Source organism: Halarcobacter sp. (assembly GCF_963675975.1).
In the GTDB taxonomy this organism is placed as follows: domain Bacteria; phylum Campylobacterota; class Campylobacteria; order Campylobacterales; family Arcobacteraceae; genus Halarcobacter.
On sequence record NZ_OY780939.1, the window covers coordinates 836,994 to 853,978 of the forward strand.

15 protein-coding genes are annotated in these 16,985 nt (G+C 28.8%); 6 read left to right on the forward strand and 9 right to left on the reverse strand.

All coding sequences use genetic code 11. The features are described from left to right. Positions 1 to 14: 14 nt before the first annotated feature. Genes ACKU3H_RS04185 through rsmA form a run of 5 tightly spaced genes read right to left on the reverse strand, consistent with a single transcriptional unit; the run spans position 15 to position 5,701 of the window. On the reverse strand, positions 15 to 1,202 hold the full coding sequence (locus ACKU3H_RS04185; protein ID WP_320035725.1) for a replication-associated recombination protein A: 1,188 nt from the start codon (positions 1,200 to 1,202) through the stop codon (positions 15 to 17). Continuing rightward, positions 1,195 to 1,998, reverse strand: a complete 804-nt coding sequence (locus tag ACKU3H_RS04190; RefSeq protein WP_320035726.1) for a pseudouridine synthase — start codon at positions 1,996 to 1,998, stop codon at positions 1,195 to 1,197. The genes ACKU3H_RS04185 and ACKU3H_RS04190 overlap by 8 nt, the downstream gene beginning before the upstream one ends. Continuing rightward, on the reverse strand, positions 1,995 to 2,960 hold the full coding sequence (locus ACKU3H_RS04195; RefSeq protein ID WP_320035727.1) for a KpsF/GutQ family sugar-phosphate isomerase: 966 nt from the start codon (positions 2,958 to 2,960) through the stop codon (positions 1,995 to 1,997). The genes ACKU3H_RS04190 and ACKU3H_RS04195 overlap by 4 nt, the downstream gene beginning before the upstream one ends. Before the next feature lie 10 nt (positions 2,961 to 2,970). Continuing rightward, positions 2,971 to 4,917: a ribonuclease J gene (locus ACKU3H_RS04200; protein WP_320035728.1), complete on the reverse strand. Its 1,947-nt coding sequence runs from the start codon at positions 4,915 to 4,917 to the stop codon at positions 2,971 to 2,973. Beyond that, on the reverse strand, positions 4,898 to 5,701 hold the full coding sequence (gene rsmA, locus ACKU3H_RS04205) for a 16S rRNA (adenine(1518)-N(6)/adenine(1519)-N(6))-dimethyltransferase RsmA (RefSeq protein ID WP_320035729.1): 804 nt from the start codon (positions 5,699 to 5,701) through the stop codon (positions 4,898 to 4,900). Before rsmA ends, ACKU3H_RS04200 begins: the two co-directional genes overlap by 20 nt. Before the next feature lie 74 nt (positions 5,702 to 5,775). On the opposite strand from rsmA, the gene hisF reads away from it, so the two are divergent. From hisF to ACKU3H_RS04235, 6 genes are all read left to right on the forward strand, one after another. Further along, a complete protein-coding gene (gene hisF / locus ACKU3H_RS04210) occupies positions 5,776 to 6,537 on the forward strand; it encodes an imidazole glycerol phosphate synthase subunit HisF (RefSeq protein ID WP_320035730.1) in 762 nt (253 codons plus the stop codon). 1 nt (position 6,538) lies between these two features. Continuing rightward, positions 6,539 to 7,207: a hypothetical protein gene (locus ACKU3H_RS04215; RefSeq protein ID WP_320035731.1), complete on the forward strand. Its 669-nt coding sequence runs from the start codon at positions 6,539 to 6,541 to the stop codon at positions 7,205 to 7,207. Then, positions 7,204 to 7,749, forward strand: coding sequence for a purine-nucleoside phosphorylase (locus ACKU3H_RS04220; protein ID WP_320035732.1), 546 nt, complete (start codon positions 7,204 to 7,206; stop codon positions 7,747 to 7,749). The genes ACKU3H_RS04215 and ACKU3H_RS04220 overlap by 4 nt, the downstream gene beginning before the upstream one ends. 374 nt (positions 7,750 to 8,123) lie before the next feature. Continuing rightward, the gene (gene rlmN, locus ACKU3H_RS04225) at positions 8,124 to 9,191 is read left to right on the forward strand and encodes a 23S rRNA (adenine(2503)-C(2))-methyltransferase RlmN (RefSeq protein WP_320035733.1); all 1,068 of its coding nucleotides are present in this window, start codon (positions 8,124 to 8,126) and stop codon (positions 9,189 to 9,191) included. A 93-nt stretch (positions 9,192 to 9,284) separates the two neighbouring features. After that, positions 9,285 to 10,697, forward strand: coding sequence for a glutamate--tRNA ligase (gene gltX / locus ACKU3H_RS04230; RefSeq protein ID WP_320035734.1), 1,413 nt, complete (start codon positions 9,285 to 9,287; stop codon positions 10,695 to 10,697). Positions 10,698 to 10,764: 67 nt separating this feature from the next. Next, entirely contained in the window at positions 10,765 to 11,031 is a 267-nt protein-coding gene (locus ACKU3H_RS04235) for an RNA-binding protein (RefSeq protein WP_320035735.1), read from the forward strand. Between the two features lie 211 nt (positions 11,032 to 11,242). Here the strand turns inward: ACKU3H_RS04235 and ACKU3H_RS04240 are convergent, their stop codons facing one another. From ACKU3H_RS04240 to ACKU3H_RS04255, 4 genes are read right to left on the reverse strand one after another with little or no spacing between them, the layout of a single operon-like run. After that, a complete protein-coding gene (locus ACKU3H_RS04240) occupies positions 11,243 to 14,359 on the reverse strand; it encodes a CusA/CzcA family heavy metal efflux RND transporter (protein ID WP_320035736.1) in 3,117 nt (1,038 codons plus the stop codon). An 8-nt stretch (positions 14,360 to 14,367) separates the two neighbouring features. After that, positions 14,368 to 15,369, reverse strand: a complete 1,002-nt coding sequence (locus tag ACKU3H_RS04245) for an efflux RND transporter periplasmic adaptor subunit (protein ID WP_320035737.1) — start codon at positions 15,367 to 15,369, stop codon at positions 14,368 to 14,370. Continuing rightward, positions 15,366 to 16,568: a TolC family protein gene (locus ACKU3H_RS04250; protein WP_320035738.1), complete on the reverse strand. Its 1,203-nt coding sequence runs from the start codon at positions 16,566 to 16,568 to the stop codon at positions 15,366 to 15,368. The genes ACKU3H_RS04245 and ACKU3H_RS04250 overlap by 4 nt, the downstream gene beginning before the upstream one ends. After that, positions 16,568 to 16,948, reverse strand: coding sequence for a FixH family protein (locus ACKU3H_RS04255; RefSeq protein WP_320035739.1), 381 nt, complete (start codon positions 16,946 to 16,948; stop codon positions 16,568 to 16,570). Before ACKU3H_RS04255 ends, ACKU3H_RS04250 begins: the two co-directional genes overlap by 1 nt. Positions 16,949 to 16,985: the final 37 nt, after the last annotated feature.

Sequence of the window (16,985 nt, forward strand, 5' to 3'; positions counted from 1 at the left end):
CTTCTTTCCTCAAATTAGTGAGATTCACCTTTTATTTTTTTTACCCAGTCATTTAAAGTTTTTTCGTATCCAATATCATTTGATTCATATAACTTCAAATCTTCTTTTAAATACTCTTGTTCTACCCAACCGCCATAATCATGTGGATATTTGTATCCAATATGTTGATCTCTTAGATGTTTTGGTATTTCTAAAATTTTACCATTTTGTACTTCATTAAGTGCTTTAGCAATTCCCATATATGATGCATTTGATTTTGGACATGAAGTTAGGAATATAATACATTGTGCTAATATTATACGACTTTCAGGATATCCTATTTTTGAAGTTGCCAGCATTGTATTAACTGCAATATTTAGTGCATTTGGATTTGCATTTCCAATATCTTCGCTGGCATGTATTACTAACCTTCTTGTTATAAACTCAACACTCTCTCCACCATCTATTAGTCTTGCTAAGTAATATAAGGCTGCATCCACATCAGATCCTCTAATTGATTTTATCATTGCACTTGCTAAGTCATAATGACTATCTTTAGAACTAACTCCATCACCTATTGGATTACTTCTTAATTCTTTTAACAATTCTATTGTTATATTAGAATCAATTTTAACGGCAAAATTAAGCAAATTTAACATAGCCCTTGCATCACCACTACTTGAAAGGATTAAGTACTCTCTTGCCTCTGTATTTATTGTAAAATCTATATAAGCTTCTGCTTTTTTTAATACTAATTCTAATTCATATTTTGTAAAGGCTTTAAACTCATAAAGAAATGATCTTGATCTAATTGCATTTGTTAGTGTAAAAAATGGATTTTCTGTACTAGCTCCAATTATAATGGCCTCATAGTTTTCCATTATAGGAAGTAAAACCTCTTGTTGGTTTTTTGATAACCTGTGTACTTCATCTATAAATACGATTGGTTTTATAAAAGAGTTTTTATATTTAACAAATATTTTTCTTAAATCTTCAACTTTGATTGATGTTGCATTAAAGTAGTAATAATCTGTATCTATCTCTTTTGATATAATTTTAGCTAGGGTTGTTTTTCCAGTTCCTGGTTTTCCATAAAAAAAGAGATGAGGTATCTCTTTTTTCTGAATTAATTTATATAAGGCACAGTTTTGCCCGATAATATGTTTTTGTCCGATGAAATCTTTTAGACTTTTAGGTCTTAATATATTTGATAAATCAGTCATTACTATTTAAAAAAAGTCTTAGGTCTTTGTATTCATCTTTTGTTAAATATCTTGATTTTCCTGTTGGTAAATTGTTTAATGATATACCACCAAATTCAAAACGTTTTAAATCTAGTATTTCTAAACCAAAATGTCCAAAAAATCTTCTAAGCTCTCTATTCTTACCTTCAGATATTGCAACTTTCAATTTTGAAAAGTTTTTATTGTTTGAGATAATTTGAAAAGCTATAAAAGGCTCAAAATTCATTGAAGTGATTTTTGACTTTTCATGTCCTCCAGTTCTTGCATCTTCAAGTTCTAATCCATGAATCATAGCTTCTTCAACTTTTGGTTGAATCTCACCATTCACTTTTAACTTATAGATTCTTTCAAGATTTGAATGCATAAGTTTATTTGCTACTTCAACTGAATCAGTTAAAAGAATTAATCCTTCACTAGCGTAGTCAAGTCTTCCAATGGGTAAGAAGTGCTTATATTTTTTATCTAAAGAATCATATATTACTTTTCTTCCTTGAGGATCATTTTTTGTTACTAATTCCCCTTTAGGTTTGTTATACATTATTACTGTATACATTCTATTTTTATCTTCTTTGATAAGTTTTTTACCAATTCTAACTACATCATTAGCAGTCACTTTTGTTGCAAGATTTTTAACAGGCTTATTGTTTATTGTAACTTTTCCCTCTTCGATTAACTTATCTGCTTCTCTTCTTGAATAGTTACTATTGTGAGAAATAAACTTGTTTAGTCTTGTTTCTTGACTTTGAGATTCATCTTCTATTATTTCTTTTTTCATTTTATTCCTGCTTCAATTAAATCATGGATATGTAATACACCTATTATCTCATTATTTTCATTAGTAATAATTAAAAGCTGTATTTTATAGTCTTCTACAATCTTTAAAGCATCACTTGCTAATAGATTTTTATTGTTTATTGTTTTAGGATTTTTAGTTGAGATTGTATCTACACTATTTTCTATTGAAAAGTTTTCACTCATTAATGCTCTTCTTAAATCTCCATCACTTAAAACCGAATCTAAACGATTATTTTCATCTATTATAAGAACGTTTCCAAGTCTTCCTTCACTCATTGTTACTATTGCATCTTTGATTTTCGTTTCACGTGAAACAATTGGAAGATTATCTTTTTTTAGTAAATCATCTACTTTTATAAATAGTTTTTTACCTAAGCTACCACCTGGGTGAAATGAAGCAAAATCCTCTTTTTGGAAATCTCTTTTTTTCATAAGACAAACTGCTAACACATCTCCCATTGCAAGTGTAAGTGTAGTAGAAGAGGTTGGGGCAGTATCTAAAGGACAAGCCTCTTTTGTAACACTTATATCAATAAATATATCAGAATATTTACCTAAAGTAGATTCAATATTTTTTGCCATTGCAATTAATGGAATATCAAATCTTTTAATATGAGGTAATAGTTGAATTAATTCTTCACTTTCACCACTATAAGATATACCAAGAACTATATCATCTTTTCCAATCATACCTAAATCCCCATGCATAGCTTCAGTAGGGTGAAGGAAAAAAGATGAAGTTCCAGTACTAGCTAGAGTAGCAGCAATCTTTGCTCCAATAAGCCCTGATTTACCTACACCTGTAACTATAACTTTACCTTTGCAATCATAAATTAGATTTATCGCTTTCTCTATATCAAAAGAAGAGATATTTTCTGAAGCAATTTTTAATTCATTTGCTTCAATATCTAATACCTCTTTTGCTATTTTATTAAAATCCATTTTTATTTCCTTACTGAACAAATAGTGTTGGTACAATCATTGGGTATTTTTTGTATTTTCTAATACAGTGTTTTCTAACAACTTTTCTTATTTCATCTTCAACAATTCTATTGTTTTTGAAAATACCTTCTTTTGCATTTTTTAAGAATGTAACTAGTAAATCTTCAATCTCTTTTGAAAAATATTTATCATGTTTATCTGGAACTAAACCAAATGAAGTAACTCTTGGTCTCTCTTCAATTGTTCTATCATTTGCATTAATTTGTGCAACTATAATAACTACACCTTCATTTGCCATAGTTTGTCTATCTAATACAATATCATCTGCAATCTTGTGATTTAATTGATTGTCTATATAAACTTTTCCAGTTTTAACTGTTTTCACTTTTTTAAGATATTTAGGTGTAACTTCAATTTGCTCACCATCACTCATAATATATGTATTTCTTTCTAGTACACCACAGTCGATACCTGTTTTTGCATGTTTAACTGCATGGTTATATTCACCATGAATAGGCATAAAGAATTTTGGTTTGATAAGTCTTAACATTAATTTTTGTTCTTCTTGTGCTGCGTGTCCTGATACGTGGATTTCACTAAAATCTTGATATGCAACTGTAGCACCAGCTTTTAATAAATGGTTAATGATACCAGATACACTTGCTTCATTTCCTGGAATTGCTTTTGCAGAAAGGATGATTTGATCACCTGGCTTGATTTTTATATGTCTATGCTCATGGATAGACATTCTATATAATGCACTCATTGATTCACCTTGACTACCAGTTGTTACAATTAGTACTTCATTGTCATTATATTTATTAACTTCATGTGCATCAATAAATTGATCTCTTGGAAATTTTATATACCCAAGACTCATAGCAACCTCAAGGTTTTTCTCCATTGATCTTCCAATAACACAGATTTTTCTTCCATATTTTAATCCATGTTCTATTGCTTGTGCAACTCTGTGAATATTTGAAGAGAATGTTGACATAATAACTCTACCTTTAGAAGTAGAGAATAGTCTATCAAAAGTAGGACCTACTGTTTTTTCTGATTTAGTAAAACCTGGAGAGTGAGAGTTTGTTGAATCTGACATTAACAGTAAAACACCTTGCTCACCATAATGTGCAAGTCTATGTAAATCTGTTGGATAACCATCAATTGGTGTGTGGTCAATTTTAAAGTCACCTGTGTGGATTATTGTCCCAGCATCTGTTTTAATTGCAAGAGAAGATGAGTCAATAATTGAGTGAGTAATATGAATCCATTCAATTTCAAAATCACCGATTTTGATTGGAACTCTTTTTTCTATTGGTCTAAATAGTTTTCTATATTCTTTTATTTTATGTTCGTCAAATTTTGAACCAATCATCTCTAAAGGCAATGATGTTCCATAAATTGGAAATTGCATCTCTTTAAATAAATATGGCATTGCACCAATGTGATCTTCATGTCCATGTGTAATAAGTACTGCAGCAATTTTATCTTTAATTTGTCTAAGATATGTAAAATCTGGTACTAAAATATCAACTCCGTGCATATCTTCATCTGGGAAACTCATACCTACATCAACAATTACTGCTGACTTTTCAGTTTCAATAACCATCATGTTTCCACCAATTTCACCCAATCCTCCAAGTGGAGTGATTCTAACTTTTGCATTAGTAGAAAGGTTTAGTTTATTGTGTGGGTTTAATCTTTCTTTGTGAGATCTTTCATTTATACTATGAGCTTTTCTTAAGTCATTAATCCATGAGCTATTTGATTTATTAGTATTAGTTTTAGCTCTACTATTATTAGGGTTTCTTCTTCGTCTATTTTGAGGATTTTGTTTCCCTTGAGTTGGCTCTTTTTTAGGAGCACTTTTCTTTTGTTCAGTTTGTTTTTTTTCTACATTTGTATTTTTATTAGCTACTTCATTTGCTTGATTGTTAGCTTTGTTGTTTTCCATCTTTTACCTTTGTATACATTTGGCTATACAAAGATACATCAACTTCATGAGGTCGTAAAGTCTCTTTTATATTAAGTTCATTATAGATATTAGATAAAGCCTCTTTACTATAGAGTGAAGTTAAGTTTTTAAATAGTTTTTTTCTAGGTTGAGAAAAACAAACTTTTAAAAATTTTAAAAAACCTTTATCTAATTCTACATCTTTCTTTTTAGATATAAATAATATTGAAGAAACCACTTTTGGTGGAGGATCAAAAGATTCAGGAGGTACATCAAACAGTATTCTTGCCTCTTTTGAAACTAATTGTGTAATTATAGAAAGGGAAGAATACTCTTTATCATTTACTTTTGCAGCAAATTTTTGGGCAACTTCTCTTTGAATCATTACAATTATATTCTCACAATTTATATCTTCAAATGCTCTTAATATAATATTTGTTGCAATATAATAAGGTAAGTTTGCAATCAAATCATAATTTGAATTATGTAAACTACCTTTTTGTTCCCAAGCTTCTAAAACATCTGTGTGGATAAGTTTAAAACGCTCGTCATTTATTTCTATTGCAAATTTTGACTTTAATACAGCTATTAAATCTGTGTCGACTTCATATGCTGTTGTATCTTTGTACTTGACTAAATTTTCCGTCAAATCACCTAAGCCAGGGCCAATTTCTACAATATGATTATTGTTATTGGGCATCGATTGGATGATCTTTGATAATACGGTCTGATCTTTTAAAAAATTTTGTCCAAATTTCTTTTTTGCTATTATTGTTTTTTTCATTAGAACAAAGAGTATATCTGCTTTTAACTTACAATTAGATAAGATAATTTTTTATTAAAAAGAAGGATTAAATTTTGAGTAATTTTGCAAAAAGAATTATACCTTGCTTAGATGTTAAAGATGGAAGAGTTGTTAAAGGTGTAAACTTCGTTGGCCTAAGAGATGCAGGTGATCCAGTTGAAGTAGCAAAAAGATATAACAATGAAGGTGCAGATGAAATCACATTTTTAGATATTACTGCAAGTCATGAAAATAGAGATACAATAGTTGATATAGTAAGAGATGTAGCAAAAGAGGTTTTTATCCCATTAACTGTGGGTGGTGGAATTAGAAAACTTGATGATATTTATAAACTTTTAAATGTTGGTTGCGATAAAGTTTCCGTAAACTCTTCAGCAGTTGTTAACCCTGGATTTATCGACGAGGGAGCAAAGAGATTTGGAAGTCAATGTATAGTAGTTGCTATAGATGTAAAGAGAGTTGAAGATGGTTCATATCATGTGTTTGTAAAGGGTGGTAGAGAAGATACTGGACTTGATGCATTACAATGGGCAAAAGAGGTTTATAATAGAGGTGCGGGAGAAATACTTTTAACTTCTATGGATACTGATGGAGCTAAATCAGGTTTTGAACTTAATATTACTGAACAAATTTCATCAATTGTTGATATCCCTGTAATTGCAAGTGGTGGTGCAGGAACTATGGAGCATATGAAAGAGGCATTTGAACACGGTGCAAGCGCAGCTTTAGCCGCATCAATATTCCACTTTAAAGAGATAGATATTATGGAATTGAAACATTATTTAAGAGAGAACAACATACCAGTAAGGATTTAATATGAAGTTTTTTAATCTATTGTTATTACCAGTTTTTGGATTTTCTTTTCAGTTAGAGTTTACAAAAGAGTTCACTCATCAATTACCTCATGATACTTTAAGTGCTAACTTAATGATTACAATTGAAGATGAAACAGAAAATATTGTAAACGATAGATTTAAAGTTTTCAATAAGAAGATAAAGAATTTTAATATAGTTGAAAGAGAGCTAGAAAAATTTAATATCAGACCTAAATATCGACACATATCAAGTACTCCAAAAATCACTGGATATGTTGGAGAATTAAGATATAAAATAAATTCATATAAAGCGAAAGATATGCATATGTTTATATCTGAACTTACAGAATTGAAAAGATTTAGAGATACAACAGTATCTGTTAGTAATCTATCTTGGAGTGTAAAAGAAGAAACTTATAATGTAACTTTAGATCTTTTAAGATTTGAAGCAATTAGTTGGGGTAATACTTATGCTAACAATTTATCAAACGATTTAAAAAAAGATTGTGTTCTTGAAAAAGTACAAATTGATAAAGACAAAATAAACGATAACAGCAATGTAAATATTCTTTATAGTAACACTCTAAATAATTCTAAAGATGTTGATGTTCCTGATGCAAAAGAGGAAAGAGTTACTATTTATCCTAAATATTTTTTGGAGTGTAAATGATAGTTTGTGCAGGAAGAAATGAAACTTTTAATTTTGCTCAACCAGTTGGGGTTGGCTTAATTGAAAGTGCAATCAATCTTACAAGACAATGTTTGTTTGATAAGCCAGATTTTTTACTTTTTATAGGTAGTGCAGGTAGCTATGGAAATCATAATATTTTTGATATTGTTGAATCAAAAAGAGCAGCAAATATTGAGCTTTCATTTTTAAATGATGATTCATATACACCTTTAGATAATGTATTGGAGTCTGAAAATAAAATGGTGAGAAATGACACTATAGTAAATAGTTCAAATTATATATCTAAGAACTTTGAATTATCTAAGCAGTTTAATGAATATGGAATAGGTATTGAAAATATGGAATACTTTTCTATAGTACAAGTTGCACGAGAATTTGAAATACCTGTTGCAGGTATATTTGTAATTACAAATTATACAAATGATAATGCACATAAAGATTTTATAGCTAATCACAAAGAAGCAATGGCTAAGTTAACTAAGTACTTAGAAGAAAAGAAAATTATAAAAAGTTTCACGTGAAACGTCGTAAAGAAAACGTGAACTGCTTCACGTTTTTAGACGTTGAAAGTGTAATGGTATGCGAAGCATCCATGGAACTCGAGGAACGTCGTTAAGAAAACGTAAACATTCTTACGTTTGACCTTGAAAGCGAAGCAGTCTGCAAAGCAGTCATAAAATTCGAGGAATATCGAAGTGAAAACACAAACTTTTCAAAAAAAGAATGTAAGAAAAAGAGTAACTAAATTTGTAGTATCATCCTAAACATGAACTACAAAAGTTAAATAAAAACATTAAGTTTTAGTACTAAAAAAAGACACAAGAAAATTTAAATACTATACGAAAAAATATATAGTAAAAGTAAAAACCTATAAATATTAAAAGAAAAGGTAAACATGAATTCAATATATGATTACACATTAGATGAGTTAAAAGGAAAATTAAAACCAAGCTTTAGAGCAAAGCAGGTTTACAATTGGATATATAAAAAATATGTAACTTCATATGACGATATGAAGAATATTCCAAAAGATTTAATTCAAGATTTAAAAGAAAATTATCCAATAGATATTTTAGAGATTGTTAAAAAAGAGAAAAGTTCTGATGGAAGTATAAAGTATCTATTTAAATTAAGAGATGGACATACAGTTGAATCTGTACTTCTTCTAATGAAGAAAAAAGTTATAAATGATGATGGAACAATTGAACAAAGTGAAAAATTCACCGTTTGTATCTCAACACAAGTTGGATGTAAAGTAGGGTGTACATTTTGTCTTACAGCAAAAGGTGGATTTGTAAGAAATCTAACAGTTGGTGAAATAGTAAATCAAATTGTACAAATAAAAAGAGATAACAATATTCCTGAAAACAAAACATTAAATATTGTTTTTATGGGTATGGGTGAACCACTTGATAATTATGACAATTTTGTTCATTCAGTAAAAGTATTTTCAGAAGAAGATGGACTAGCAATAAACAGAAGAAGACAAACAGTTTCAACTTCAGGATTATCAACAAAAATTGAAAAACTTGCAAATGAAGAACTTGGTATTCAACTTGCTATCTCTTTACATGCAGTTGATGATGATTTAAGAAGTGAATTGATTCCTATGAATAAAGCATACAATATAAAATCAATTATTGATGCAGTTAGAAAGTTTCCAATTGATACTAGAAAAAAAGTTATGTTTGAATATTTGGTTATAAAAGATAAAAATGATGATATTGAATCTGCTAAAAAATTATTGAAATTATTAGATGGAATTAAAGCTAAAGTAAACTTGATATATTTTAATCCTTATCCAGGTACTTCATATCAAAGACCACAAAGGGATGATATGGTAAAATTCCAAGAATATTTAACAAGTAGAGGTTTACTATGTACAATTAGAGAATCAAAAGGACTTGATATCTCTGCTGCATGTGGACAATTAAAAGAGAAGGAAACAAATGCAAGCTCTTGATTATGCAATGTTAATTTTCATTGCTGCTGTTGCAATTTTTTCTGCAATAGGCTTTTATATAAACAATAAAGATAAAAAAGAATAAGGAATACTATGGCTGTAACTAGATTTGCTCCAAGTCCAACTGGATATTTACACATTGGAGGATTAAGAACTGCACTATATAGCTATTTATGGGCTAGAAAAACAAAAGGAACTTTTAGATTAAGAATAGAAGATACTGACACACAAAGAAATAATGAAGCAGCAATGGATGCTATTTTAGAAGCATTTAATTGGGTTGGATTATCTTATGATGGAACAGTTGAATATCAATCTAAGAGATTAGACATTTATAAAAAATATATTCAACAACTATTAGATGAGGGTAAAGCATATTATTGTTATATGTCAAAAGAGGAACTTGATGCTTTAAGAGAAAAACAAATGGCAAATAAAGAGACTCCAAGATATGATGGAACATGGAGACCAGAAGAGGGTAAAACTTTACCTGAAATTCCAGAAGGTGTTGAACCAGTAGTAAGAATCAAATCTCCAAATGAGGGAAGAATTACATTTATTGATGGTGTAAGATCTCTTATGAATTTTGAGTGTTCAGAGATTGATGATTTTGTAATTGCAAGAAGTAATGGAATGCCTACATATAATTTTGTTGTTACAATTGATGATGCACTTATGGAGATGACTGATGTAATTAGAGGTGATGATCACTTAACAAATACAGCAAAACAAATTGTAATTTATGAAGCATTAGGTTTTGATGTTCCAAAATTTTACCATGTACCTATGATAAATAATCCTCAAGGTAAAAAGTTATCAAAAAGAGATGGTGCACTTGATGTGATGGATTATAAAAGAAAAGGGTTCTTACCTGAAGCCTTATTAAACTTTTTAGTAAGACTTGGTTGGTCAAATGGAGACCAAGAGATTTTCTCAATGGAAGAGATGTTAGAACTATTTGATCCAGAAAATATAAATAAATCTGCTTCTTCATACAATGAAGAGAAACTTTTATGGCTAAATGCACACTATATTAAAAATGTTTCAAATGATAGATTATGTAAAGAGTTAGAGTTTTTTGATTGTCAATTAAGCGGTCATGATAAAAAAGAGATGCTATTAGATTTATCAAAAGAGAGAGCTCAAACATTAATTGAATTAAAAGAAGCTATTTATAAAATTTTAGATGTTCCAACTTCTTATGAAGCAAAAGGAACTAAGAAGTTTGTAAAAGAAGATACTATTAAAATTCTTGAAATTTATATGCAAACTCTAGAAGAGGTAAAAGATACATTACATTTAGCGTGTGATTATGAAACAGTTACTAAACCATTTATTGAAAAATTTGAGTTAAAATTCCCACAACTATTTCAACCAATTAGAATCGCATTAACAGGGGGAACACAGGCTCCATCAGTTTATGACATCATGGCAGTATTAGGGTTTAATGAGGTAAAAAGTAGAGTTTTTACCGCAATTGAAAGAAATTTTGACAAAGAAGCTTAAGTTTACTTGCCAAAAATAAATTAAAAAGGCATAATGTTCATACTTATTTGAAAAGGAAAGATTAAGAATGAACATTTATGTTGGAAATTTGTCATACAGAACAGATGACAATGGTTTGAAGAGTGCTTTTGAAAAGTTTGGTGAAGTAAAAAGTGCAAAAGTAATTACAGATAGAGAAACAGGAAGATCAAAAGGTTTTGGTTTTGTTGAAATGATGACTGACGTTAGTGGAAGTCAAGCTATCGAAGAACTTAATGGTAGTGAACTTGAAGGTAGAACTCTAAGAGTAAATGAAGCTAGACCTAGAGAAGAAAGACCAAGAAGACAATACTAATCTACAAACACAAATGTAATCAACAATCACTTATCAGGATTTTTTAAATTTTAATATAATGAAACTTGCAAAAGGAGAAAATCTTGTAGGTTGTTGGTTTAGTCGTTAGTTAGTTTAAACGCAAGTTTCATTATATATCGTTTAGCTGTGAGAGAATTATACAAATTAATCGTGTAGTAATCGTGTGCTTTTAATTTATCCCACTAAAAAATTAGTGAGATAAACTTTCTTGAACTATATTTTCTTTTTTAATCAATGCAATAATATAAAAAATAGATGGAATAATAATAAGTGTTAATAGTGCTGATGAAGTCATTCCACCAATCATTGGAGCTGCAATTCTTTGCATAACTTCACTTCCAACCCCATCAATATACATAATAGGAATAAGACCACCTAAAATAGCAAATAGTGTCATAAGCTTAGGTCTTAGTCTTAATACTGCACCTTTATAAATAGCCATAGAGATATTTTTTTTACTAAATTCCATAGTAGATTTTTTTAATTCAATCATGGCTTCATTTAGATAAACAACCATCACAATAGAGGTTTCAGATGCGACTCCAAGTAAAGCAAGGAATCCAACGATTACTGCAATAGAGATATTAAAGTTTAGATAATCTAAATAAAACAATCCACCTGATAGTGCAAATGGTAAAGTAAAAAATATAATCATAGTGTAGATAATATTTCTAAGTGCAAAATATATAAGTATGAAAATAATTAAAAATGTAAGAGGAATGATATAAATAAGTTTATTCATAGCAGACTCTAAATATTCACTTTGTCCAGACCACTCATAATAAAATCCATCAGGAAGTTGTAAATCTTTTAATAACTCTTGGGCTTCATCTTTATATTGTTTTGTTGAAATATCGCTTTTAGGAGTGATATATACAAAGTTTACATTTAATGCTTTTTCTGATTTTATAACTGATGGTCCCTCTTCATAGTGAAGTTTTGCAAACATTGATATTGGTTGGAAACCAAGTTTTGTTTTTACTTGAAGATTATTTAAAGATGTGATATCTTCCCTTTGTTCAGCTTTAAATCTTAAAGAGATAGGATATCTTTCTAATCCATCAAAAAGTGTAGAGATTTTTGCTCCTGCTACACCTAAAGATATAGTTGATAAAACATCATTTTTTGTGATACCAAATCTATCTATCATATCATCTTTTAAATAGATATTTAGATAATAACCAGAATTTATTTTATCTGTAGAAACCGATAGAGTCTTATTAAACTTTTTTAGCTTTTGCTCGATTTTATTTGCTGTATCTTCTAAAACCTGATGGTCATTTCCATATAGTTTTATGCCAAGAGGTGTTCTAATACCTGTAAGAAGCATATCAATTCTTCCTCTAATAGGGTAAGTCCAAGAATTGATTAAACCTGCAACTTGCAGTTTTTTATCCATCTCTTCCATTAATTTTTTGTATGTCATACCTTCACGCCATTGATCTTCTGGCTTAAAGGTTATAATTGTTTCAATCATAGCAAGTGGTGCAGGGTCAGTTGCTGTATCAGCTCGTCCTGCTTTACCAAAAACAGTATCAACTTCTGGAAAAGATTTTATGATTTTATCTGTTTTTTGTGTTAACTCTTTTGCTAAATCAATTCCAATACCATAAGGAGTTACTGGCATATACATAAAAGTTTGCTCATTCATCATGGGCATAAATTCCCAATTTAGTTTTTTATATGCAGGATAGATTGCGATAATTGTACCTATAAATAAAACCACAACCACATATCTAAACTTTAAAGAGATATTTAAAAGTGGTGAATAAAGAGCTATGAAAAATCTATTTATATAGTTTTTCTTTTCATCAAGTATTTTTCCTTTTATAAAAAATATCATTAGAATAGGAACAAGTGTAATTGATAAAATTGCTCCTGCAATCATGGCAAAAGATTTTGTAAAAGCTAAAGGTGAAAAAAGTCTTCCCTCTTGTCCTGTTAGGGCAAAGATAGGCAAAAATGAAACCACAACTAAAATCAGTGCAAAAAAGATTGGACGTCCAACTTGTTTTGCTGATTTGATTATTATCTCTACTCTTTCTTTATTTGATATATCATTTTTACCTTGTAAATATTTGTGGGCATTTTCAACCATAACTATTGTTGCATCAACCATTGCTCCTATGGCAATAGCAATACCACCTAGACTCATAATGTTTGAACCTAAGCCAAAGGCTTTCATTAAAAGAAAAGTAAATAAAACTGTAATTGGTAGAGTGATGATAATAATCAAAGCACTTCTTAGATGGAAAAGAAATAATGCTGATACTATCATTACAATTATAGACTCCTCTACAAGGGTATGTTTTAAAGTATCAATAGCTTTATCAATAAGTGAAGTTCTATCATAAGTTTCAATAACTTCAACCCCATCAACTTTTAGTGTTTGTATTTTCTCTTTAACCCTTTTTATAACATCATAAGGGTTTTCACCATATCTTACAACAATAATTCCCCCAACAGTTTCACCTTGACCATTTAAATCTGCCATTCCTCTTCTATTTGTTGGTGTGATGTTAACCTGTGCAATATCTTTTACTAATAAAGGGATAGAATCATTTGTTTTAATTGTAATATTTTCAATATCTTCACTTGTTTTCAAAAATGCTTTTGCTTGAATCATATGTTCAAAACCATTTTCTAAAATAATTCTACCACCTTTTTCATCATTATTGTTTTCTATGGCTTTTTTAATATCTTTAATACTTATATCATATTGTACTAATTTATCTTGGTCTAAAGTTATCTCATAGTTTTTAATAAATCCACCAACAGAAGCAACCTCACTAACTCCATCAACTCCTAAAAGAGCAAACTTATAATAATAGTCTTGAAGAGTTTTTAGTTCATCAAGAGACTTTGTATCAGATTTTAATGCATATTCATAAGCCCAACCAACACCTGTGGCATCTGGTCCAATTGCAACATCTACACCTGCAGGGAAAGATCCTTGAAGTTGAGATAGTTGTTCTAAGATTCTATTTCTTGAGTCATATAAATCTGTACCATCTTTAAATATTACATAAATAAGAGCATTTTGAAAAGAACTCATAGCTCTTACTGTTTGAATATTTGGAAGACTCATTAAGTTTGAAATCAGAGGATAAGAAACTTGGTCTTCAATTGTTTTTGGACTTTGCCCTGGCCATTTTACTTGCACAATAACTTGTGGAGGTGATAAATCTGGCAATGCATCTAAGCTACTATTTTTAACTGCCCAAAAAGATGCGATAGTTAATACAAGTGTTGTAATAAGTATAAAAAATTTGTTTCTGATACTGTATGCAATTATTGATTCAACCATAATATTTCCTACCAATCCCCATCATCAGAGTTATATAATCCATTTGTAACTGCATCTGAATCTAATAAGAATAAAGCATTATCAATAACTTCTTCACTCTCTTCAATACCACTTATAACTTCATATTTATTAGAAGTGATTCTTTTAGCTTCAACTTCAATTGGTTCAATTTCAGTTTTTGATAACATCTTAAATACATATTTTTTATCACCTTTTAAAAGAACAGCAGTTTTTGGAAGAGTTAAAATCTCTTTTTTGTTTTCTTGTAATGAAACTTTTCCAAACATATTTGGATAAAAAGCTAAGTCTTTATTATCAATTATAAATCTAACATCTACACTTTTTGTTTCACGGGTAACAATTGGATAGATTTTGTCAACTTTTGTTTTTATAGTTTTGTTTATTCCATCTATTAAAATATTTGCTTCCATATCTTTTTTTATAAAAGCCAAATCTTTTTGATAAACAGAAGCGATAAACCATAATTTATCCAATGAAGCTAATTGTAAAAGTAGATTACCTTTTTTTACAAAACTTCCATCATTGATATTTTTTTTGATAATTATAGAATTTGATGGTGAATAAAAAGGGATATCTTTTATAAGTGTTTTTGAGTTTTTAACTTGCTGTATGATTGAAGGATTGATATCTAAAGATTTTAGTTTTTCAATATTGCTATTTAATAAATTTTTATTTATTTTTTTTGTTAATTGAATCTCTTGTTGGATTGCTAAAACTTCATCTGAATAAAGAGAAAATAGTTTTTCACCTTTTTTTATAGTTTTGTATTGTTCATTTGCACTTAAATTTGTGATATAACCATCAAATCTACTTACAATATCATAAATTTTTCTCTCATCAAAAGCAGTACGCCCATAAAAGCTTTTTAAGGTACCTATTTGCTCTTTTTTTACTTTCGTAAGCTTTTTATTGAACAACTGCTCAACTTCAAGAATTTGGGCATTGAGTATTGTAAAGCCCAGAAGTAGGGCACTTATAATTAGTTTCACTTTTCGATCCTTGTAAAATAGTATGATTTTGCTAAAGATGAGAAATATTTTTCTTTTTCATCTACAGCTTTTAATTTATATTTGATAATATCGTTTTGATTTTTTATTAACTCTCTTGTGTCAAGATTTGTTTTTAAAAGAAAACTATTGTTGCTTTCTAAAAGTTCTTGCAACTCATCATATTTTGGAATAATATTTTTTTCTATAATTTTAAAAGTATCAATTGAATCATTAATATTTTTTTGAAGAGTATTAATAGAAACATAAAATCTGTTTTTCAAATCATCAAGTTGATTTTTTACTTGTTGAGATTGAAATTTTGCTTTTGTTGCTTTAATTGATTCTTTTCCATAAACAGGAAGAGGAAAAGAAAGAGAAACATTCATATAATCTTCATACTCTTGACTTCTTTCAAAATAAGTTACATTCATCTTGATATCTGGAATTTTTTTCTCTTCTTCAAGTTTTGAAATATTTGTAAATTTATTTTGTGTTTGTTCAAAAGATAAAATTTTTGGATGATTTGAAATATCTTTAGAAAGAACTATTGGTTTTATATCTGTATTAATATCAATATTTGAAATGTTTTCATATGTTAATTCTTCAAGTTTTAAATAGCTTGTATTTAAAAAAGTTTGAAGTTGTTGTTGTTTTAGATTAAGTTCATTATAAAGTATTTGAACACTTAATATATCTTTTTGATTTGCTTTTCCATATTTGTAAAAATCTTTTAATAAAGATTCTAATTTTTCTACATTTAGTTTAAACTGTTTATATAAAAAGATTCTTTCTTCTAAAAGTTTTATTTTATAGGCATACTCGTAAATATTTGATTTAAGTTCAAGTTTTTTATTTTCTAGATTATATTTTGAAATCGTATAATCATTTGTAGCAACCTCTTTTGCCAATTGTAGTTTATCCCCTAAAGGAATAGCTTGAGTAAGTCCTATAAATTGACTTTGCATAGGTTCTTTGTTTCTTGCTCTGTAATCATTAAATTGAATATCTGTAGCACCAATATTTACTACAGGATTATCCCATTTTGTTGAAAGTGCAATTTGCTCTTTTGTTATATTAATAGAAGATTCCAGTGCTTTTAGAGATGAATTTTTCTCTAAAGCACTAGTTACAATACTATCTACTGATTGAGCATTTACAAACAAAGGTAAAAGTGCAGTTAATAGATATTGTTTTTTCATTATAAATTTACACTAGATCTGATTTTGTGAACTTTTCCATCAGCTGTTTTAAACAACAAATGGTATTGCCAAGTTCCACTCATAGATAAATTGATTAAAAATTTATATTTACCATCAACAAGTTTTGCTTTTCCTACATATTCCATATAAGGCATACCAGGCATCTCTGGCATAAAAAACTTTGCTTTAACTTTTGCATCTGTTACTGCTACACCATCTTTAGCAAGAGTTACAACAAATGTATTATCACCTACAACTAAAGATTTTTCAGATTGAAGTTGAACTTCATATCCATCTTTCTTACCTTTTAAATCGATTGGCTCTGCATTTAAAAGAATGCAAGAGAAGATTAAAATAGAAACTATTTTTAATAATTTCATAATGACTCCTTAAAAAATTTTAAGAAGTTTATTCCTT